Genomic DNA, 21,057 nt, shown 5'->3' with positions numbered 1-21,057 from the left:
TGTGATTATTTTTTAATCTTTTTTATCAAATTTTTTAGCGATTTTGCAGAGTTCGTCGTGGTTTTGTTTGCTTTTAGCGATAATATCATCAATCGCCAGTCCTTGCATAATAATTCGGTATAAATTCGGTCTAGTCTTTTTCCAGTTTCGCAAAGTCTGCACATTTACACCAAGAAAACCAGCAATATCTCGTTTTGTCATTTTTCACCTACTTTTTTTGCGAAAAGCTTATAAAAAATGTTTTTAAAATCTAACAGCATAATATTTAGCTATTTTTATTTTAAAAAGCATAAATATTATGTTTTTTAAAATATTTGTTGTATAATAATTAAAAATTTCTATAAGGGAGCAATAACAATGGAGTGTGATAAATTTTATCCGTATGAAAATAGCGATGATTTTTACTCGTTATATAAAAGTAGTGAATTTTATGTTGTTTGTGGAGTGGCGGAAGGGCAAATGCCAGAAGATGAAAAACATTCTGTTGGTATTCATTGGTGCATTACAAAAAAAGGCAATCCTAGTAAAGTAGGCTATCCAAGCAAAAGATATGTCAGAATTCCTGATATTTTTGCAATAGATTTTTTGAAATCTTTGCTGAAAAACGATAAAAAGCATTGTGATGAAGTGAAAATAAACAAAGTTATTAAAATTTTAGAAAAACAAAATTTAAGGTGATAATTTATGGAAGATTTTGATAGTTTTTTATTCACTGGGGCTAGTAATCTTATAAAAATAATTGAAGAAACAGACAAACATTTAGCCGAAGACATTCTTCCGTCTGATATAGTTGATATTGTTAAATTTCACGCCAAAGGTGCAACTGCTGCTAGCGTAGCTAGTGGTTGGATACCCGGTGTCGGTGGTGCTGCGCTTGTGGTAACCTGTGTTGGGTTTATTTGGAGCATGTATGCAAGAATAAATGATAAATTAGGTTTGAAATTGTCAGATAATATCTTAAAAACATTGGCTTCCGGAGTAGCCACAAATATAGCTGGATATGCCGTGGGTAGTGTAATTGTAACTGGCGCACTTTCTTTTATACCATTTATTGGTTCGGTTGGTGCAAGTGTAATAGCTGGTGCAGTTGCATATGCTTTAACATTAGTTAGTGGATATGTTTATTTGCAAATTATGACAAAAATTTTTAGAAGCGGTAGAAAATTGAATAGCTACAAAACCAAAGAATTAAAAGATTTGGCAGATAATGTTATCAAAAATGAAAATATAGACAAAATGTTAAAAAAGGCAAAAAAGGGATATAACAAAGAGAGAAATGTTAAAAATGCAAAAGAAAAGGTCAAGAAAGAGACCTTAAAACTTGATAAAGCAAAATCAAATGCCCAAAACAGCAAACCTGTAAAGAAAATCAAAAAAGTAAAAGATAAAGCAACAGAATAATCCATCGCAATACTGCACTGAGAATTTACTAAATTTATAAATTCTCGCTTGGCAGAGTCTTTGGTAAAACCACCGACTTTGCCGTTTTGCTAAATTGGATTAAATCGGTAGTGGTTTGCACGCTCCACGGGATTTGCGTTAGGGCGTGTTTGAAAATTTCATAGCACGAAACGGCGTCGCTGTAAGCCCTGTGGTGCGTATTTTGAACGCCCAAAAGCTCTTTTAACGCACTTAGTCCGTATCTCTGTGACGGAATCGTCCGTCTAGCTAAATCAATCGTGCAAATTCGTAAATTTAGAAGCATTCCAAAGCCCAATTTTTCAAGGCTGTGGCTAATAAATCCGTAATCAAATTTTGCATTGTGTGCTACGAAAACTGCTTCGCCCAAAAACAGCCTAAAACTCTCCAAAACACTTGCCAAATTCGGTGCGCCTGCTACATCTTCAAGCGTAATGCCCGTTAGCTCGGTTATGTTTTGGGGTATCGCTTCGGCTTTCACAAAAGTTTCGAATTTGCCGATTATATCGCCGCCACGCACTTTTAAAGCACCGATTTCGATGATTTGCCCGTCTTTTGTGCCGCCCGTGGTCTCAATATCGACAAAACAAAATGTCTCATCGCAAATGTCCGTTTCACGGCTTTTTAGCGTGATTTTGCCGTTATCAAGCTTCATCACAGGAAGCCCTAGCGTGTGCCACATAGAAAAATCTTTTGGGTCAAAAAGGTTTTTTATATCATCAATGCCGTTTGCAATGCCGATAAAATCGTGATAATTTATGCTTTTTGAAGCGATTAAATTTATCAAATTTTCTATTTTTTGGTTCAAATTTGCTCTTTCGCTCAAATTTTTAACGCTTTTATCGCTTCGGCGTAGTCATTTGATGAGAAAATGTAGTTTCCTGCCACCACGATGTCGGCTCCTGCTTCATCGATTTCAGCGATATTTAAGCCGGTTACTCCACCATCAACTTCGATCATACATTTTGAATTTGTTTTTTCTATCAAATTTCTAAGTTCTGAAATTTTTCGCAAGACCGACGGGATAAATTTTTGCCCCCCAAAGCCCGGATTTACGCTCATTAAAAGCACCATATCGACTTCGTTTATGATGTATTCTAGGCTAGAAACGCTCGTGTGCGGATTTAGCACGATGGCTGGACTTACCCCGTTTTTACGAATATAGTCAATCAAGCGAAGCGGGTGTTTTTCTTCTTCGATATGAAAGCTTAAAAATTTAGGTTTTAACGGCAAAAAAAGGTCGGCAAAAAAAGTGTTATTTTGCACCATTAAGTGAATATCAAGTGGCTTGGTTGCGACTTTGGCGACGGATTTTACAACAAGCGGTCCGATTGTGAGATTTGGCACAAAATGTCCGTCCATGACATCGACATGGATAAGGTCGGCTCCTGCTTCGCAAACTTTTGTAATCTCTTCGTTTAATCTCCCAAAATCAGCCGATAAAATGCTAGGAGCTACATACATAAAATTTCCTTATTTTTAAATTTTTGCGTAATTTTACCTTTACAAGGCATAAAATTCAATAAAATTTAAAATTTGCGAATTTAAAATCGCAATTGTTTTTAAATTTGCAAATTTACTACGGCTTTGTTTAAGTAAATTTTGAACTTTTTTTGGCTATAATCCCCGTTTAACTTAAATTCAAAAGGAAAATATCATGGCAAGAAGATGTGCTATCACAGGAAAAGGCGCGCAAGTAGGCAACAGCGTAAGCCACGCAAACAATAGAACAAAAAAGAAATTCCAAGTAAATTTACGCACAATCCGCGTAACTTTGGAAGACGGAACAACAAAAAGAATTAAAGTTGCTGCATCGACTTTAAGAACGATGAAAAAACAATCTAAATAGTGCAAAAAAGAGGAAACTATGTCTTTTGCAGACAAAGTTAAAAAATTCCTCAACTGGTCCGGCTCTACTAAGCCGGACATTGACTTAAATTCAGAAATTTACGACCAATTAAAAGCTTTTAGACTACCTTTAATCCTTATAATCTTAATGATGTTAATCGGAACTTTGGGTTATATTTTTATCGCAGGGTTTTCGTTAGCAGACGCTTTTTATCAAGCAGGTATGACATTTACAACCGTTGGTTTTACCGAAGTCGCTCCGATTTCAAATGCAGGGCGAATTTTTACCATAGTTTTTATTTTAATGGGCTTTGGGACTTTTACATTTTGTCTGGGTGTCGTTGTTGAGGTTATCCAAAAGGGAATACTTTTAAACTTAATTAGGGAGAGAAATATGATAAATAATATCGCAAGGCTAAAAAATCATTTTATCATCTGCTATGACAATATTTATTCTGCTGAGCTTGCAAAAGAATTTAGAGCAAATCATATTCCTTTTGTGGTAATCGACAATAATCCAAATTTGGCGCAAATCGCCGAAGAAAACAGCTATCCGTATTTTATCATCGGCGAACCACACATGGAAAATACGCTTTTAAAAGCTCACCTTTCAAGTGCAAAATGCGTTATAACTCTAAGTCCAAATTTAGCCGATAATATCGCTATAATCTCGGTTGTTAGGCTTTATGAAAAAGAGCTTGGCAGGACGCCATATTTCATAATGACTAGTGCAGATACGCAAAATGATATAGAAAAACTTAAAAAACTTGGTGCAAATTCAGTCGTATCGCCGTCAAAACTAGCCGCACAACGCCTTTCAGCTGTTAGCGTTCGCCCGGATATGGAAAATATTTTGGAGAGATTTTTGTATCAAAAAGATTCGCCGATTGACATTGAAGAGATCGAAATTCCTGAATATTCGTGGATTCGTTTTAAACGCCTAAAAGAAACAAAACTTAGAGAGATGACAAATGCCGATGTCGTGGGAATCAAAGAGCCAAATAATAAATTTACGCCTATGCCAAACGGGGATTACTTGATAGGAACGGGCGTGAAGTTTTTAGTTATCGGTACGGCTGAGGGCATTATGGCGACAAAAAAACTCATAAACAGCAAGTATAAACCGCAGGAGATGAAATATGTTTGATATAATTTCGCTAAAAGGGGGGCTTGAAAATGTGCAGGGCTTCTTTTTTGACGGCGTAAATTCAGGCTTTAAAAAAGAAGGAAACGATTTAGGATTTATTCGCTCTGACGAGCCTTTTAGCGTGAGCGCGATTTTTACGAGCAATAAATTTGCCGCTGCGCCAATCAAACATTTTAGAAAATATCCAAAAAATTTCAAATCAAATTTTATTTTACTAAATTCAAAAAATGCAAACGCAATGACAGGCGAAAACGGAGTTAGCGACATTGACGAGCTTTTTGCAAATTTGGGAAAAAAGATAAATTTAAACAATCCGATTATGAGTTCAACGGGCGTTATCGGTTATAGACTAAAAAAAGATAAAATCATCGCTGCGTTTGATAAATTCGATTTTAACGCACGAAATTCGCATAATGTCGCCACTGCAATAATGACAACCGACACTTTCAAAAAAGAACTCGCTTTTAGCGTGGAGCTTGAAAACAAAGAGAAATTTTGCATAGCAGGAATTTGTAAAGGAGCAGGTATGATAAACCCGGCTCTTGCTACAATGCTTTGCTATATCACAACAGACGCTAAAATTCCGCAAAGCGATATGGACGAGCTTTTGCGTGAAGCAGTTGAGCAAAGCTTTAACTGCGTAAGTGTCGATGGCGATACTAGCACAAACGACACTGTTATGCTACTTTCAAGCGGGCTCAAAAGTTACGACAAAACGGCGTTTAAAACAGCTTTAAATATGATTACAAAAGAGCTTTCTTTGATGTTAGTCAAAGACGGTGAAGGGGCAAATAAAGTCGTTTGCTTTGAAGTAAGTGGTGCAAAAGATGACAATGAAGCAAGAATTGCTGCAAAAGCGTTATCAAATTCGCCGCTTGTTAAAACTGCGATTTTTGGCGAAGATCCAAACTGGGGGCGAATCGCTTCTACTATCGGAGCCAGTGGTGTAGAGTGCGATGAGTTAAAACTGGTTATAAAATACGACGATGTGCTAGTTTATGATAAATTTAATACCGAGCTTACGGCTGAAAGGGAAGAACAAGCACACAAAGTTATGCAAAAAGATAGTTTTAAAATAAGCTGTGATTTGGGCGTAGGGCAGGGCAAATTTAGTGCTTACGGGTGCGATTTGAGCTATGATTATGTAAAAATCAACGCAGATTACCGCTCATAACTATCTTTTAAGTGCAAATTGGATAAAATAAGTCAAATTTAATGAAAGGATAAAAAATGTTACACGAATACAGAGATTTAATCACTGAACTAAAAGGCAAAGATGCGCACTTTGACGCACTTTTTAAAAGACACGACGAGCTTGATCATAAAGTTGCTGACATAGCAGAAGGAAGACTTCATGTTAGCGATTTTGAATATGATTCGTTAAAAAAAGAAAAATTGCGTGTAAAAGATGAAATTCATGCATATTTAGCTAAATACAGAGCTGAAAATAGCAAATAAATTTACAAATTCTAAAAACAAAAAAAGGCGAAGTGAATTTAAATTTATCACTTCGCCTTTTTTAAATTTTTTAAATAATAAAATCAACCTTGAAATTTATCCACATCTAGACTGTGAAGTCTTTGAAGTCCTATTTTTAGGTATTCGTTCATTTTGTCATTTATGGTTGTCAAATCTTTATAATAAGACTTTGCTTTTTCTAAATCGACTTGGCTCGGTTCAATAAATTTGATTTTTTTGCCAAAAAGTCCGCTACTTACTACAAAAAAAGTATCGTAAATTCTTTGACATTTTGATAAGCCGTCTTGTGCGTAGCTTAAAATACTATTATAGGTTAAAGTTCCAAGCAGATTTAAAAGATTGTTTTCCGGTGATTTTAAAAATTCAATAAATTGTTCAAACGGCACTAAAATTTGATCCAAGTTTTTTGCTCCGTCATCAAAAACTCCTTTTTTAATGCGAAGCATAAGCATATCTTGCGAATTCATAAATTTTTCAACCGTTCGTATCGTCGTATCTTTTGTCAAAGCGGGCCTCCTCTTACGACTGATAAAAGTATCCTTGAATTTTAGCATACTTTTATAAAAATATGCTAAAATTGCGACGAAAAATTTATTTACATCATAAAAATTACAAGGAGTTTTTTATGGTAAGACCGCAGCCTAAAAATGAAGAGATTAAACTTGATCCAAAAAAGATTATTATCTCCAAAACTGACGATAAAGGCATTATCACATATGCAAATGACTATTTTAGCGAAGTTTGTGGCTATTCAAATGAAGAGTTAATGAATCAGCCACATAATATAGTTCGCCATCCAGATATGCCAAAAATCGCATTTAAGCTGATGTGGGATCGCATAAGCGATGGAAATAATTTTAAAGCCGTTGTGAAAAATTTGGCAAAAGACGGCAGATATTACTGGGTTATTACCGATTTTGAGCCACATTATGACCGTGCAACAGGCAAAATCATAGAGCATACTGCATATCGTATGCCAGCTCCTAGAAAAGCAATAGAAGCAATGGAGCCAATCTATGCAAAACTGCTTGAAATCGAAAAAGAACAAGGTATGGACGCTAGTTTGGTATATTTAAAAGGGTTTCTTGAAGCAAATAACATTACTTACGATGAATTTGTGCAAAAACTTTACGAAAGTGCAGGAGTTTGGACTAAAATTTACCAAGCACTTAAAAAAGTTTTTGGTAAAAAAATATTCTAAATTATATTTTAATTAAAAAATACGCTCTTAAACAAGAGCGTATTTTAATACATCTTCGATTTTTTCTACCGGGTAAATTTTCATTTCATCTTTTACTTCGCTTGGAATTTCGTCCAAATCTCGCTCGAAATTTTTCCTTGGGATTAAAACTTCTTTAATTTTAGCTTTGTGTGCCGCAATCAGTTTTTCTTTTAAACCGCCTATGGCTAAGACTTTTCCGCTAAGTGTGATTTCGCCGGTCATGGCTAAATTTGCTTTTACTTTTCGTCCGGTTAAAATGGACGCAATCGCCGTTGTCATGGTGATACCTGCGCTTGGTCCGTCTTTTGGCGTGGCACCTTCTGGGACATGCAAATGTATATCAAATTCATTGTAAATTTGCTCTTTTTTATCTTGCGAATTTGCAAATTTGATTTTTTTGTTATCAAGCAAAACCTTTGTTACGCTAAATGCGATTTGGGCTGATTCTTTCATAACATCGCCTAAATGCCCTGTTAGCGTTAAGCTTCCTTTGCCTTTGATTTTTATTGCTTCGATTTTTAGGACATCGCCACCGACACTTGTCCATGCCAAGCCGTTTGCGATACCGATTTCATCGTGTTTTGACACTTCATCGATCTCAAAAACTTTTTTATCTAAAAATTCGCTCAAATTTTTAGTTGTAACCGTAAATTTTATAAATTCCTTTTCTTTTAGAATTTTTACGGCGATTTTACGGAAAATATTTGCGATTTGGCGTCGCAAATTTCGCACTCCGCTTTCGCGTGTATATTCTTGTATGATTAGTTGCAAGGCTGATGCGTTTATCGTAGCTTCGTTTGGTTTTAGTCCGTGTTTTTGCAACTCTTGTGGAATCAAATAGTTTTTTGCGATTTGAAATTTCTCTTGTGGCGTATAAGAACTAAGCTCGATAAATTCCATTCTATCGCGCAAAGCAGGTGGAATCGATGAAATATCATTTGCCGTTGCGATAAAAACGATTTTGCTTAAATCGATATTAAAATTCAAATAATAATCTCTAAAATTTGAGTTTTGCTCGGGATCTAAAATTTCAAGTAAAACTGCCGTCGGATCGCCTTTATATGAAGTTGAAACCTTATCGATTTCATCAAGCACCATAACAGGGTTCATCTGTTTTGCTTCGATTAGACCTTGCACTATGCGTCCTGGCATCGCACCTATGTAGGTTCGTCTGTGTCCCCGAAGTTCATTTACATCTTCAAGTCCCCCAAGAGCGATACGGATAAGCTCCCTTTTTAAGGCAACTGCGATCGAATTTGCTAGACTTGTTTTTCCCACGCCCGGTGGTCCATAAAAGCACAAAATCGCACCATTGTTGATTTTTTTATCTATTCCACGCATTTCAAGCAGTTCTTTTAAAGCAAAATACTCTTCAATGCGTTCTTTTGGCTTTTCAAGCGAATAGTGATCTTTATTTAGCTGTTTGCTAACATCTTCGATAGAAAGTTTTTTAGCTGAAAGCTTTTCAAACGGCACTTCAAGCGCCCAGTCAAGGTAGCTTTGCGAAACTCCCGCGTCAGCAGAATCGGGATGAACTCTTGCAAATTTATCGATTTGTTTTTTTATTTCTTTATAGGCTTCGTCGTTTAAAAATTTCTTTTTTGCTTCAAGTTTATTGCGATATTCTTCGATTTCGACTTCTCTATCGGCGTCTGAACCTAGCTCTTTTTGAATTTGCCTTAACTGCTCTTTTAAAAAATACTCTTTGTTGTTTTTGTCGATTTTAGAATGAACCTTGCTTTTTATCTCTTTTTCTAAGCGATGAGTTTCGATTTCATCGTTAATGTAGTCAATCAGGCTAAAAATTCGTTTATCTAAATCTTTTTCTACAAAAAAAGTGTAAGCAACTTGCTTTTTAAGGCGTAATGCACTGCAAATCAAATCGCAAATTCGCACAGCGTCGCTGCTTTCTTCAATAGTTTTAAGCAAATCATTTGGAAAAAAATGAGTAAGCGTTGATAGTGTTTTGGTTTTTTCTTTTAAAACGCTTAAAAGTGCGTCGATTTGCTGATCGCTTGGTCTTTTTTCGTGTATTATATCAACGGTTGCTATAAGCGGATTTATGCCGATAGGAGTTAGAATTCTACCTTTTGACGCCCCTTGAAATAAAATTTTAATTCTCCCGTCAGGTAGAGAAACTTTTCTTATGATATTTCCGATAACACCGGCATCATAAATTCCATCAAAGTTTCTTTGTCCCTTAAATTCGGATTTTGAGCTAACTATCATAACCATAGTTTTGTTTGACATAGCATAATCAAGCGCATCTGCGTTTTTATCATCGCTGATAAAAATCGGTGCTATCATAAACGGATATAAAAAAATGTCATCTTCGACTATAATAGGCAAATCAGTCGGAAAACTTTGACTTGTTTTGATTTCCATTTAGGCTCCTACTCGAAAATTTCGCGATACCAAGGAAGTTTAGCACCAATCATATCGGTATCATCTAGACCTGAATTTTCAATTTTTTGAGCATAAATTTCAGCCGAATCGTCCCTGCCTGTGCGTTCGTAAAGCTCTTTTATCTCTTTATTTAGTTTGTGTTCTGCTAGTTTTAGTTTAACTAGCATAGTATCAGCTAATGGTCGATACTGCGATCTTGGATATTCAAAAATAAATTTTTGAAGCTCTCTTATGCTATTTTGCATAAGTTTTTGGTTGCGATTTGGTTTTGAAAATGAGTCAAAATTTGCTTTGATTTTTAAAAATTTAGCATATTCGATTTTTTCTTCGGTGCCGTATCGGCGAATATATTCGTCCAAATATAAATTTGCTTGTATATATTTTTCTTCATCGACATTTGCTTGTGCTAAAATCAGTGTGATTTCTTCTAAAAGTGGTGAAGCGATATGTTCGCTAGAAAACGAAATATAGTGTTTATCGGCTTCTTCTAGGTCAGCGTCTTTTATGTCTGCGATGATTTGTGAATACCACGCCTGTGGGCTAAGATTAAAAAGTTCGTCGCTTTTTTTTGTGCTACAACCACTAATCATCGCCGTAAATGCTAAAACTGCGATAAATTTATAAAATTTACTCATTTTTATTCCTTTAATTTTGATTTTTAAACCAAATATTTTATATGATTTTCGTAAATAAATGACAATTTTAACGCAAATTTGATTAAAACAAGCCAAAAAATGGTAAAATCATAGAAAAATTTAAAGGAAAAAAATGCAAATTTATATACTCGGAAACGGCGCAATGGCAAGTGCGATGGCGATTGGATTAAAAGATAAATTCGAAGTTATCGTCGTAGGACGAAGTGAGAAAAAGCTAGAAAATTTAGCAAATTTAGGTTTTAAAACTGAAATTTATGGCAGTTCGTATGACATAAGCAATAAAAATATAATTTTAGCTTTTAAGCCTTATGCTTTGGGCGATATGGCAAAAATTTTACGCGGAAAGGCACGAATTTGCATTAGCGTTTTAGCGATGAGTAATTTAGAAAAATTAAGCGTTATAAATAGTGAAAAAACCTGCGTTTGTATGCCAAATATCGCCGCTAAATTTAAAAGCTCTGTTACGCCGTATTTTAGCGAATGTAACGGCAAATTCGATGATGAAATTTATGAAATTTTAAGCACATTTGGAAAAGCCGTAAGAGTGGAAAACGAAAAAGATATGGCGTGTGCCGGGGTGCTAAGTGGCTGTGCGCCTGCGTTTTTGGCGATGGTGGCTGAAAGCTTGGGTAATGGCGGCGTAAAATGTGGATTAAAAAAAGAAATCGCTTCAAATTTGGTTAGTGGAGTTTTTGAAAGTTCGGCAAAGCTTTTGGAAAATATGCATCCAAGTTTGCTAAAAGAGAGTGTTTGCTCACCTGCCGGGACGACCATAGAAGGTGTTTTAGAGCTTGAAAAGCACGGCATTAGATCGGCTTTTGCTAGTGCCGTTGTAAAAAGTTTTGAAAAAAGTGTAAAATAAATTTTTAATTTAAGTTTAATAATAGTATAATTTAGCGAAGTAATGGCGTAAAATGAGTTTATGCCGTTAAAGAGATCAAGTTAAAGGAGAGCCTATGAAAAATGGTTTTACTATGATTGAGCTTATTTTTACCATAGTTATTCTGGCGATTACGACTATGGCGATACCCCGTATGGTGGCGCAAACAGCAGAGCTAAACATACTTGCTATACAGCAAGAGTTAGTTGCAAATGCAAAAACTGCTGTTGTTCAAGTAGCGAAAGCTCCTTGGGATAGTGCGTATGCGACAGTAGAAACTAGTTGCGCAAATATTGATTTAGATTGCAATGTGCCTATTAGAATTCATGAAGTGCCTACAACCAATGTAGGTGTTTTTGTTCCTACTAATAAGATTGCTATCGTAGATGAATCTGGAAATCAAAGAGCCACAACGTCAGCCCAGCCTACACCGAAAGCACGGTTTGGTTCTAGAGAGGATAATGCCAGTGCTACTTCGGTTGGCAGTGGCAAGTTTAATGATATTGATGACTATGATGTAAGTTTTGTCCAAACAGTCGGTCCTACAGAAGTAGGTGGTAATACAGGAGGCGATTTTATATTAAATACAAGGGTTAGTGTTTCTGTTAATTATATTAGCGAACCTAGTGTGAATTATGTAAATGGTAGCACTATCAATACAAATTTGGGCTTTGGAACAGCAAGTATAGCTGCAAATCCTACAAATATAAAGCTTGTTGAGATTACCGCGACTGATACAAATTCTACCGACCCTAACAGAAGTGTTGTATTGAGATACTATGCTTTTAATATAGGTATGCCTATAACAACTCTAAGATGAGGATTATAATATGAATAAAAATGGTTTTACACTTTTAGAGCTAATTTTCGTCATAGTTGTATTTGGTATTATATCTATGTTTGGGGCTGATTTATATACTAAAATTTACAGCTCTTACGCTCACACTAGGGCAGTTAATCAGCTTGAAGCAAGAACGATGAATGCCATTACCATTATATCATCACGATTAGAAGATCGCATAAAAGGGACGGTTATTGCTAGAAAATCGGATGATAATACATTTGTAGATATTAGATCTGCTACTCAAAATCATGACATAATAGAATGGATAGGTCAGAGCGTTGAGAGTAAAAATTTAGTGCCGACAGCAGCTAATAATCCAGCTAGTAGCGTAGGATGGAGTGGATTTGCAGATATTTATAATATGGATGCGCCTATACCTGCAGATTTTAATTTTACTTCGCAAGGTAGTCATTTTAATGGCGTAGGAACTGTAATTAGAAGCCTTAGAGGTAATGCAGATGCTAGTTTTGGTATAATATTTAAAGGCAGAATCGCAGTAGATGATGTAGCAAATGCGTATGGCTATGAATTGAGTGACTTTAACAATACCTTTATAGGAACAGCAAATGGAATAAATAATGAGACTGTAGAAATCAATTATCCAGTTAGAGCGTCAATATATGAACCTGGCATTTCAGAACAATACTATTTAGCACACTCTGCTTATGCTATTGTGCCTACAAATTTGAATGAACCTTACAATGGACCTAGCGGAAACCAAGTGGCAGAATGGAATTTTGACTTAGCGTTGCATTATAACTATGAGCCATGGAATGGTGAAGCATACAACAACGAAGCAAATACATCTATAATGGTAAGAGATGTAAGCTTGTTTAGGTTTAGAAATGATGATGGTGCGATAGCTTTAAAATTGTGTCTAAGAGATGCCGGTAGAAACTTTAACCCGGAAGAACTAGACCTTATAGTATGTAAATCACAGGTGGTGTATTGATGAAAAAGAGAGGATTTGCCTTAGTAGCAGCGATATTTTTTATAATTATAGTCGCAACGATAGCTGTTACTACACTATCTACTGCGACTATGACGGCTAGGGATACTGTAAATTTACATGCCAAAGAGCAAGCATTTCTTTTAGCTCAAAGTGCGACAGAATTTGCTATTATGGCTATGCAAACGCACCATTATCCAGACACTAATGTTTCTGTCCCTCAGATTGATGCTGCTACTGGATTGCCAGTTTTAGATCCTACTACTGGCAATCCGATTATGGTGAATAGGGCAGGTGCTGATTGTTTAGAACAGATAAATTTGACTTATCCTAATGCGGCTACCCCGTTATATAATATAAGAGTAGATTTATACTATGTAAATCGTCAATTGCGTTGCACTACTGCTAATAATATGATAGGCGCAACAAATTTAGTTGCTAATAGAACTCCTGGTGCTCATATGGCGTTAGTTGATGTTACTGTAACATCGACTCCTAACTTAGGTGGTATTCCTATTAGATATAATCGTAGAACTTTGCAAAAACCATAATTATGAAAGGAAAAATATGAACATAAGTATAGTCGGAAAGCAGTTTGAACTAACCGATCCTATCAAAAACTATATAGAAGAGGCGTTCGAGAATTTGAAAAAATACAATCTCGATTTAATCGCTGGTAGATGCGTAGTTTCAGCTGATGAAAAGCAGGGCAGAAAGGGCTTTGTGGTTGATTTTTCGCTAAATTTGGCTAAAAAAGATACGATTGTCATCAAGCATAAAGATAAAGATTTATATGCTGCGATTGATAGCATAGTAGATCGTGCGTCAAAAGTTTTGCGTAGATACCATGATAAAATGACTACGCACAAAAACAAAGATGACAAAAAACAAAATGCGCTTGATGATATTTTAGAAAGCGATTCGCCGAATTTAAACAGCGTAGATGAGATAGTCCCTACCGAGCTTGACATCTATAAGCCACTTGAAATCGATGAAGCTTTGGCGAAGTTAAAAGAAAGCACAGATCAGTTTTTGGTCTTTAACGATATGGACGCTAAAATGCGCGTTTTATATAAACGAAAAGACGGTAAATTTGGTTTGTTTTAGAATTTAATGTTTTTTATTTTGATTTTAACGAGTTAGAAATTTTCTAACTCGTTTTTTTATTACCATTTTAAACTTTCAACCAATAATAAGATTATTCCATAAGGCAAATTAGGTAAATCAATTAAACTGTCAAATCCTAAATTTGTAAATTTGGTATTTTTATAATTTAACCATCGATAAATATAGTGGAATTGATATATAATTTTATGATATTAAATAAAAGATAATTTTGATAACATTGATGTTAATTTTAGAAATAAAAAAGCCTATCTGATTTCTCAGATAGGCTAAATATGAAACTTTTACCAGTCCATACGACTACCGCTATTAAGATTTATATCCTTTGTATTTTTTCTTGGAGAAGTCCTATTTAAATCGTCGTCTGTAACAATAAAATTACCTACAACATCACCGTCGGATTTTCTTTTGCCGTGACCACCCCAATTACCTTGTATAGCAAATCTAAGTTTGAAATAGTTGTAGTATTGTGGTATTCCATTGGCATTAATACTATCTACAAATATTTGGGTATTAGAATCTGCCGGTGTATAAATCAGCCAAGGATTTGTTAAAACTCTAACTCTACCACTTACGACTTGTTGAGAGTTATAGCTTGTATTTTCAACACCACCTTGTGTAAATCCATCTCTAGCACTAGTTATAATACTAGATTCTGGATTATACGCAGAAACAAATTCACTAAGTATATTTGCAGCGGTATAATTATCATCTTCATTTATAACAAAGCCATTGGTATGACGGCTACCGTCAGTAAAGCCATTGAATAATGTTGTAACATTAACATCAGTGCAGTTATTGGCTTGACCGCAGTAAAGCATACTGTTAATAGGCATTGTTATAGCTGTGTTTATGAATGAACTATAAAGCGTCCCTCCGTCTGAAATTTCGTTTGCTTTACCATATACAAAATATGCACTAGAATTTGTAGCTCCTAAAATACCAATGCCATACTCATCTCTAACTTTTGCCATATATTTATTAGTTGTAAGCGTAACAGGATTTAGAGAATTTGTATGTGTTTCGCTATTTGTGGTATCTAGTAGATTATAAGTTGTATTGAAACTAGCAGGTGTTATAGTTTTATTGTTATCAGTGGCTTCTGTAACATTAAAGTCGGTACTAGCTATCACTAGCGGTCTATGTGGGCTCTTATGCATTCTGTCGAAATTTACATATATTCTCGCAGAATCACCAGCGATACCGGCAGAAGTATGAACAACGGTTCGACCTTGGTTAAATGCAGTAGCTAATAATTTAAAAGGATCTCTTTTTGGATTATAAAAACCACTTACGCTATCTTTCATATTTAACAAACCACTATTTTCGCTAATATCCGAGTATAGATTTAAGGCATGTTTAACCGGTAGAGGCAATTGAAACCCAGGACCAAGAGTAGCTTCTGCATTTAAACCTTTTGAATTTATTTTAAAACATCTACTATCAGAACCTATACTATTTTGATCACATTGCGCCTCGGTAAAGAACTGCGTAGTTGCCGGAATGTTGATACTAAAACGATCTAATGTGTCGTTGTTTTCTGCTCTTTTATTTTTAAAAGGCGTGTAATTATATGCTCCTCTATCATTAGCTAGCGTAGTAGGAACTACTGTAGCTGCTGCACACCTAGCGTCAGCAGGATTTGTTTGGCAATCAAAATTAAATGATATTTTTAAATCGAATTCGTTTGCAAAACCACATCTTGCCACACTTGTTCCATTTATATCTATTTTCTTGCCATCGTAAAGTGTAGCGATCACATTTGGATAGACTTTGCCTGATATATAGGCATCAGCACTGATATTTAAGTAAGCCAAATTTCGCAATTGAGCAGGAGCTAAAAGTGCTTGATTTATGGCGCCGTGAGAAGAATTTGCAACATCTGGTTGATTGAAATATGTAAATGAGAAAGCATTTCTGATATTTTCATCCGCTAGTATCGCTGTTCCATTCTCATCTGTATCAATTTGTTTTTTAGAATTATCTAGTCCGGCTATCGCAATTTCCATTTTCGCAGGCAAATATCTAAGGACAACATATTGATCATCTTTCATACCGACATCGCAACCGACTTTTCCAAATTCATCATGCTTGTTGCTTGTTGAGTTTATAACGCAAGTGCTACCCCAGTAGCCATCCGGTCCTTTTCGCTTATCAAAAGTTTGATCGCCATGCGCATCGGTCCAAGAGTTATCATATATACTTACTAATACATCGCCTACATTATAGTAGTTAAAAATTTCACCTTTAGGCTTATTATCACTACCAACTAATAATGCCGTATAAAGAGCTGCAGGTACTTTTTCTTTATCTTTTGGCTCTAAAAGACCTTGTGCTATTAACTCATTTTGAGAAAATCTCTTTAAGTTTGCAAATCCATCGCCTTGTATGTTTATATCTTTAAGACCAAAATCAGCAGTCAAGGTAACGGCAGTTTTATCCCAAATTTTTCTATAATACTCACCAAAAACTTGACCATTTATCTTACAACTTTCCATATATTTTCCAAATAAATCTCGTTTAGTTTTATTCCTGTCTTGTGTTATATCGTCAGTTTTATCTAATACATATCCGCCATTTTCGAATTTAAATCCATTATAAGGAGTAGGCGTATTTGCACAAGTTCCTAGTGTGCTATAAACTTTATCTGTTCGATTTTCTGGTTCTTTTTCTATATAGAAAGCGTGGTTATTTATACTGTTATAGCATTGATCTGATATAAAAGGTTTTAAATATGTTTTAACTTCCCTATATGCAGTTTCAACAATACTTGCATTGTTTTCTATACTTAAAGAATGCGAATCATAGCTATCTCTAATACGGAATCTAGAATATCCAGAATCCCTACCGATAACGGCATAGTAGTTAGGAACAGGGTTTCCTTGATTACTTGAAGCATAAAACATTTTACTTAAAACATCGATATTTTCGCTATAATCTCCGCCTACACGATAATTATGCTCGTGTTCAGTAGTATTTCCTTTGGTTAAATCATCTTTTGGATTAGCCTTGTTCATATCTATAAGTTTAGCATATTTATCAGCGGCACCCAAATCTGCTTTAAAATATGCCGGTCGCACAACAAAACTATCGCTATCGCAGACATGGAATGAGCCATCAGGCGACATTTCAACGCCAAAGAAAGCACTAGCATCATTGATTTCATCTTTTATAGTTTCTAATTCTTCGTCAAATTTCGCAATCTTGTCTGCATTGACAAAATTTCCGTCTTTGTCTTTTTTGAAGAATTCTCTGATAAGCTTTCTTTTATCATCTTCTGAAAGCGACATGCTATATCCCGGGATATATTTTTTATACAGCATCTGAGTTTGTAACCAAATATAATATTTTTCTATACTTTTTTCATCTTTTGGATCAAATTCTACTTCTACCCATGTATCGTTAGTTCTATTGTAATCGTAAGCTACCGTGCTATTCCAATCTCCTACAAACAAAGTGGTATTTGTATCAGGAGAACTTAGACCTCTTGGATAGTAGCTAAACATAAATGTTACGCCGCTAAATGCATCTTCAAATTCTACTTTTTCAATAGGCATAATTTTTTTCTTTTTACTTTCTTGATAACCCATAAAGCCTGTATCGTAATCTGTCATATATCGTGTGCCATTTATCTTAAACGGAAGTTTTAATCTATTATCTACATATTTACAACCACTACCGTTTCTAATAGCAGAAAGGTATAATTTACCAGGCAATGGAAAATTTTGAAGTGTGCCATCTAGTTCGCCTTCTTTGCCATAGTCTATTCCCCATGTTCCATCCGGTAGTTTTTTATATTTTTGTGCTCTACATTTAATTTCACCATCTATTTCAACCTTTTCAAAAATACCGGCATAGTTATCGCATATATCAAAGCTATCTGTGTGATAATTACTACATTTGCCTTCGCTATTTTCTTCTTTGCAGTATTTTTTAAATACATCGTTTATATCCGGTTTAAAAATAACATTTATATCAAACGGAAGCTCAGCAACCTGCGTATATAATCTATCATCTTGTGATAAGGTCTTGTTTTTATCGCTGGCAGTATCGCCGTAATCTTTAAAATTTTGATTTACTACTTTAAGACCGTTTAGAAGGGTGATTTTTACATTTTTTTCTTCTGTTTCGCAACGCTCCATTATACTAGTCGGTCCTTGTATTACTTTTCCAGCAAGATCCATAGCGTATCCGACAGTGTATTTAATAGGCGTGTAGGTAAATGTCCTACCTACTGTCGCATTAAATTCGATATATGCAGATTCGCCTTTGTCTAAATCACCGCCGATAGGTTCGCCACTACTTCCTATTTTTCCTGCGTCTTTGCCTACATAGAATTTTAAATCACGATCTTGGAAGGTGTTAAACTGTTTGCCCTTGTAAATTTCATCTACACCTACATCTTTATTTTCACCGTTTGCTCTATCAGCCTGTGTAGCAAAAACCCCTGGAGTATTATCTTGTAGATATACAAATTTGGCACTGTCTATACCGTCTAAGCCTGTTGATGTAAGGTTATTATCTATACCGGATGAATTTTCTACATAGTTATTGCTTTTGCCGGTATTTACTTTGACCCAAACCTTGCTTGCTTCTTCTCCAACATTTCCGTCTTTATCTATTTCTTGGTTTCTAATCTCCGTTCGATAATACAAATTTTCGCCGGTTACAACCTGAACATCTTCTACTTGTGCATGACCTGTGATAGGGGTTCCGTCTAGATTATAAAATCCTAGCCAACCTTGTGTATCATACATTTTTTGTTCGTAGCAGAGTTTTGGAATATAGATGTCGATTGAAACACCAAAAAATGGAACAAAAGCACGGTTAGATACCCATTGATTACTTGAATCTCTATACGGACTTGATTTTATTGCCATCGCTAACTGGGATTGTCCATTACCTAATTTATCCGATATATCAAACTCATCAAGGTCAAAACCTTGATGGTAACCACTTTTGCCTTCAAGTTCATATTTTCCATCATCATCTATTTCCAACCAACTTCTTGAGCCATTAAAGAAAGATCTATCCGCAGGATTATACTTATTGTTTGGTAATCTATTATTATTTACTTCTGCCATAGTTTTTGCCACAAATATACCATCGGTACTCATTATGTCTGCACCTTTAACATTACCTTTGTTGGCACCAAACGAAGCAAATATTAATTTACCTTGAGGTTTTTTGCTCTTAGGAGTAAAAAAACCTGTTATTTCGCGCTGAGCCTCGGCTGTTAAATCCGGCCTACTAGCTGTTGGTTCTAATGGCATATAGCCATCAAATAAAGTAATATTTTTTGGTTTAAATGCACTATCTATGTATTTATTAACAGCTTTTTTATCGCCCGATATGCCAGCACTTCTTGCTTTGGAGTATTTTACGCTATCTGGCACATTATCCGGGAAATCAAGTCCTTTAAGTTCAGCTTGTGAGCGCAAAGTTTTATCATAAACTAAAACTACATACCAACCACCAAATGGTAAAAGACGAGGATTGGTTTCCGAGCTAGCATCATAACCAGAATCTATATTTTTATCGGCACTAGCAGCACCTCTAGTCCATACAATATTACTACTAGTTGCAGCTTCTTTGGTAGCCTTTATGTCCCCTACGCCTATATCGATACTTTCATCGAAATCTTTAAATTTCTCTCGTACCTTATCGGTAATATCAGTAGAGCATACATATTTCATATTATATTTTTGGTTCATACCTCTTGTGGTTCCTTTGGCTGAGTTGTATGCAAGCTCACCTTCACAAATCTCTCTTTCTATCTCGTAACTAGTATCTCCTATTTTTAGTTTTACATTTTGATAGTTTTTGATATCTGGTATATTGAGTGTTGGGCTAAATCTTTTACAAGTAAGACTACCAGCTGCTCTTTTTTCTTCGGCACTACATATTTCTCGCAAAGAATCGCCCATTCCAGATTTGTCATACTTGTATAAATGACCAAACCAATAAACTCTTGCAAAAACTATGTCGTCTTTTGTTACACCTTTTGGGAGCCTGATTTGATCTACTGAACCATTAAAAGTTCCAACTCCACCATCGTTAATATAGCCACCGTTCCAAGATCCGCCAAGCGATTCGCCAAAGGTATCGCCAGACATAGGATTAATTATAGGTCCGCCCGCGGTCACTAAATCGCCAAATACATAGTAACCGTGTCCGCCAAGTCTCTCTCTAATACTTTTTGTGTTATCACTTAAATTTTTAGGATCATTATCATTAAAATTTATAAATTGTTTTTTTCCGTTTTCGCCATACCACCTACCATAACCATTTTCTTCGTGTGCGGCAAAATCCTTACTAAATGTTACTCCGTTTGTTCCGGTGCCACCGTACGATATATATCCTAAATAATCACCATGTATATTAGAAGGAATAATTCCACTATTTGGAATCTCGGCATCATCTACCCCTCTCTCACCATTAGTAGAGAGTCTTGGAGTTGATTTTTTAATCGACCCTACTATGGGATGCGAATTATCATAAGTACTAAGGTCAATACAGTCGTATTGAGATATATCACAAGCACCAGCTGCCCACGAAAATGTCCCTCCAAATAAAATCAAAACAGCAGATAAAACTCTGCAAAATAAATTTCTCCGTTTCATAATACGACCTCCGTCAAGTTATGATTACACAATTTTTCTCTATTTTATTATTAAATTGCTTAAAAGAAATATAAATTTAAATGAAAATTAAAAAGATTTTTTGTAAAAGTTAAAAAATTTACCAAATATATATCAAATTCCCAAAATTTGGAACTTATATAAAACTGAATTTTTTAATTTTTATATACACGAAATATTTAAGTTACTCAAAAATATACCTAAATTTAACAAAAATTTTATAAATTTTCTAAAAATTGAGCTTATGATTATGTTAATAAAATATAAAACTTTTGTTAATTTTTTATATTTTTATTGTTATTATGGGAGTTATAAAATAAAAATATATAAATCACAAAAAGCTAAATTTTCTGATTTTTTTGCAAATTTATAAATTTTTTTTAAAGCTTTTGAGATTTTTTATTTTTCAATGAAAAATCAAAATAAGAAAAATTTAGATGA

The 21,057-nt window shown here is 35.0% G+C and carries 19 protein-coding genes; 12 read left to right on the top strand and 7 right to left on the bottom strand.

What is annotated here, in order from left to right:
- Positions 1-12: 12 nt before the first annotated feature.
- Positions 13-201 (bottom strand): hypothetical protein, encoded by a 189-nt coding sequence (locus PF028_RS03295; RefSeq protein ID WP_270860342.1) that lies wholly within the window; start codon positions 199-201, stop codon positions 13-15.
- A gap of 156 nt (positions 202-357) precedes the next feature.
- Here PF028_RS03295 and PF028_RS03290 point away from each other — a divergent pair, with 156 nt between their 5' ends.
- On the top strand, positions 358-678 hold the full coding sequence (locus PF028_RS03290) for a hypothetical protein (RefSeq protein ID WP_270860341.1): 321 nt from the start codon (positions 358-360) through the stop codon (positions 676-678).
- Positions 679-684: 6 nt separating this feature from the next.
- Positions 685-1,401 carry a hypothetical protein gene (locus PF028_RS03285; RefSeq protein WP_270860340.1) on the top strand — a complete coding sequence of 239 codons (717 nt, stop codon included), beginning with the start codon at positions 685-687 and terminating at the stop codon, positions 1,399-1,401.
- Positions 1,402-1,435: 34 nt separating this feature from the next.
- Here PF028_RS03285 and PF028_RS03280 read toward each other — a convergent pair whose 3' ends face one another.
- A complete protein-coding gene (locus PF028_RS03280; protein ID WP_270860339.1) occupies positions 1,436-2,227 on the bottom strand; it encodes a 3'-5' exonuclease in 792 nt (263 codons plus the stop codon).
- 14 nt (positions 2,228-2,241) lie between these two features.
- The gene (gene rpe / locus PF028_RS03275; protein ID WP_270860338.1) at positions 2,242-2,883 is read right to left on the bottom strand and encodes a ribulose-phosphate 3-epimerase; all 642 of its coding nucleotides are present in this window, start codon (positions 2,881-2,883) and stop codon (positions 2,242-2,244) included.
- A 193-nt stretch (positions 2,884-3,076) separates the two neighbouring features.
- Between rpe and rpmB the strand changes: the two genes are divergently transcribed.
- From rpmB to PF028_RS03255, 4 genes are read left to right on the top strand one after another with little or no spacing between them, the layout of a single operon-like run.
- Entirely contained in the window at positions 3,077-3,268 is a 192-nt protein-coding gene (rpmB, locus tag PF028_RS03270; RefSeq protein WP_270860337.1) for a 50S ribosomal protein L28, read from the top strand.
- 18 nt (positions 3,269-3,286) lie between these two features.
- Positions 3,287-4,414: a potassium channel family protein gene (locus PF028_RS03265; protein ID WP_270860336.1), complete on the top strand. Its 1,128-nt coding sequence runs from the start codon at positions 3,287-3,289 to the stop codon at positions 4,412-4,414.
- Positions 4,407-5,588, top strand: coding sequence for a bifunctional glutamate N-acetyltransferase/amino-acid acetyltransferase ArgJ (gene argJ, locus PF028_RS03260; RefSeq protein WP_270860335.1), 1,182 nt, complete (start codon positions 4,407-4,409; stop codon positions 5,586-5,588). Before PF028_RS03265 ends, argJ begins: the two co-directional genes overlap by 8 nt.
- A gap of 56 nt (positions 5,589-5,644) precedes the next feature.
- Positions 5,645-5,872 carry a YdcH family protein gene (locus tag PF028_RS03255; RefSeq protein ID WP_270860334.1) on the top strand — a complete coding sequence of 76 codons (228 nt, stop codon included), beginning with the start codon at positions 5,645-5,647 and terminating at the stop codon, positions 5,870-5,872.
- 83 nt (positions 5,873-5,955) lie between these two features.
- Here the strand turns inward: PF028_RS03255 and PF028_RS03250 are convergent, their stop codons facing one another.
- Positions 5,956-6,399 carry a hypothetical protein gene (locus PF028_RS03250; RefSeq protein WP_270860333.1) on the bottom strand — a complete coding sequence of 148 codons (444 nt, stop codon included), beginning with the start codon at positions 6,397-6,399 and terminating at the stop codon, positions 5,956-5,958.
- A 119-nt stretch (positions 6,400-6,518) separates the two neighbouring features.
- On the opposite strand from PF028_RS03250, the gene PF028_RS03245 reads away from it, so the two are divergent.
- On the top strand, positions 6,519-7,094 hold the full coding sequence (locus tag PF028_RS03245) for a PAS domain-containing protein (RefSeq protein WP_270860332.1): 576 nt from the start codon (positions 6,519-6,521) through the stop codon (positions 7,092-7,094).
- A 27-nt stretch (positions 7,095-7,121) separates the two neighbouring features.
- Here PF028_RS03245 and lon read toward each other — a convergent pair whose 3' ends face one another.
- Both lon and PF028_RS03235 read right to left on the bottom strand, forming a co-directional pair.
- Positions 7,122-9,500: an endopeptidase La gene (gene lon, locus PF028_RS03240; protein WP_270860331.1), complete on the bottom strand. Its 2,379-nt coding sequence runs from the start codon at positions 9,498-9,500 to the stop codon at positions 7,122-7,124.
- Between the two features lie 8 nt (positions 9,501-9,508).
- A complete protein-coding gene (locus PF028_RS03235; RefSeq protein WP_270860330.1) occupies positions 9,509-10,156 on the bottom strand; it encodes an outer membrane protein assembly factor BamD in 648 nt (215 codons plus the stop codon).
- A 133-nt stretch (positions 10,157-10,289) separates the two neighbouring features.
- On the opposite strand from PF028_RS03235, the gene PF028_RS03230 reads away from it, so the two are divergent.
- The 5 genes from PF028_RS03230 to hpf all read left to right on the top strand — a co-directional run bounded on the left by PF028_RS03230 (position 10,290) and on the right by hpf (position 13,957).
- Positions 10,290-11,039 carry a pyrroline-5-carboxylate reductase gene (locus PF028_RS03230; RefSeq protein ID WP_270860329.1) on the top strand — a complete coding sequence of 250 codons (750 nt, stop codon included), beginning with the start codon at positions 10,290-10,292 and terminating at the stop codon, positions 11,037-11,039.
- A 94-nt stretch (positions 11,040-11,133) separates the two neighbouring features.
- The gene (locus tag PF028_RS03225) at positions 11,134-11,877 is read left to right on the top strand and encodes a type II secretion system protein (protein ID WP_270860328.1); all 744 of its coding nucleotides are present in this window, start codon (positions 11,134-11,136) and stop codon (positions 11,875-11,877) included.
- Positions 11,878-11,887: 10 nt separating this feature from the next.
- On the top strand, positions 11,888-12,853 hold the full coding sequence (locus tag PF028_RS03220; protein WP_270860327.1) for a type II secretion system protein: 966 nt from the start codon (positions 11,888-11,890) through the stop codon (positions 12,851-12,853).
- A complete protein-coding gene (locus PF028_RS03215; protein WP_270860326.1) occupies positions 12,850-13,401 on the top strand; it encodes a hypothetical protein in 552 nt (183 codons plus the stop codon). The genes PF028_RS03220 and PF028_RS03215 overlap by 4 nt, the downstream gene beginning before the upstream one ends.
- Before the next feature lie 16 nt (positions 13,402-13,417).
- On the top strand, positions 13,418-13,957 hold the full coding sequence (hpf, locus tag PF028_RS03210) for a ribosome hibernation-promoting factor, HPF/YfiA family (protein ID WP_270860325.1): 540 nt from the start codon (positions 13,418-13,420) through the stop codon (positions 13,955-13,957).
- A 302-nt stretch (positions 13,958-14,259) separates the two neighbouring features.
- Here the strand turns inward: hpf and PF028_RS03205 are convergent, their stop codons facing one another.
- Entirely contained in the window at positions 14,260-20,598 is a 6,339-nt protein-coding gene (locus PF028_RS03205) for a hypothetical protein (RefSeq protein ID WP_270860324.1), read from the bottom strand.
- Positions 20,599-21,057: the final 459 nt, after the last annotated feature.

Source organism: Campylobacter sp. CN_NE2, from assembly GCF_027797465.1.
GTDB lineage: Bacteria > Campylobacterota > Campylobacteria > Campylobacterales > Campylobacteraceae > Campylobacter_B.
This window is presented reverse-complemented; position numbering and strand designations above follow the sequence as displayed.

What these genes read in the sequence shown, in the direction of transcription:
- PF028_RS03255 (WP_270860334.1), top strand. Translation starts at nt 5,645, where the DNA reads ATGTTACACGAATACAGAGATTTAATCACTGAACTAAAAGGCAAAGAT.
- PF028_RS03290 (WP_270860341.1), top strand. Translation starts at nt 358, where the DNA reads ATGGAGTGTGATAAATTTTATCCGTATGAAAATAGCGATGATTTTTAC.
- PF028_RS03285 (WP_270860340.1), top strand. Translation starts at nt 685, where the DNA reads ATGGAAGATTTTGATAGTTTTTTATTCACTGGGGCTAGTAATCTTATA.
- PF028_RS03265 (WP_270860336.1), top strand. Translation starts at nt 3,287, where the DNA reads ATGTCTTTTGCAGACAAAGTTAAAAAATTCCTCAACTGGTCCGGCTCT.
- rpe (WP_270860338.1), bottom strand. Translation starts at nt 2,883, where the DNA reads ATGTATGTAGCTCCTAGCATTTTATCGGCTGATTTTGGGAGATTAAAC.
- PF028_RS03230 (WP_270860329.1), top strand. Translation starts at nt 10,290, where the DNA reads ATGCAAATTTATATACTCGGAAACGGCGCAATGGCAAGTGCGATGGCG.
- PF028_RS03225 (WP_270860328.1), top strand. Translation starts at nt 11,134, where the DNA reads ATGAAAAATGGTTTTACTATGATTGAGCTTATTTTTACCATAGTTATT.
- PF028_RS03220 (WP_270860327.1), top strand. Translation starts at nt 11,888, where the DNA reads ATGAATAAAAATGGTTTTACACTTTTAGAGCTAATTTTCGTCATAGTT.
- hpf (WP_270860325.1), top strand. Translation starts at nt 13,418, where the DNA reads ATGAACATAAGTATAGTCGGAAAGCAGTTTGAACTAACCGATCCTATC.
- PF028_RS03295 (WP_270860342.1), bottom strand. Translation starts at nt 201, where the DNA reads ATGACAAAACGAGATATTGCTGGTTTTCTTGGTGTAAATGTGCAGACT.
- argJ (WP_270860335.1), top strand. Translation starts at nt 4,407, where the DNA reads ATGTTTGATATAATTTCGCTAAAAGGGGGGCTTGAAAATGTGCAGGGC.
- PF028_RS03235 (WP_270860330.1), bottom strand. Translation starts at nt 10,156, where the DNA reads ATGAGTAAATTTTATAAATTTATCGCAGTTTTAGCATTTACGGCGATG.
- rpmB (WP_270860337.1), top strand. Translation starts at nt 3,077, where the DNA reads ATGGCAAGAAGATGTGCTATCACAGGAAAAGGCGCGCAAGTAGGCAAC.
- PF028_RS03205 (WP_270860324.1), bottom strand. Translation starts at nt 20,598, where the DNA reads ATGAAACGGAGAAATTTATTTTGCAGAGTTTTATCTGCTGTTTTGATT.
- lon (WP_270860331.1), bottom strand. Translation starts at nt 9,500, where the DNA reads ATGGAAATCAAAACAAGTCAAAGTTTTCCGACTGATTTGCCTATTATA.
- PF028_RS03245 (WP_270860332.1), top strand. Translation starts at nt 6,519, where the DNA reads ATGGTAAGACCGCAGCCTAAAAATGAAGAGATTAAACTTGATCCAAAA.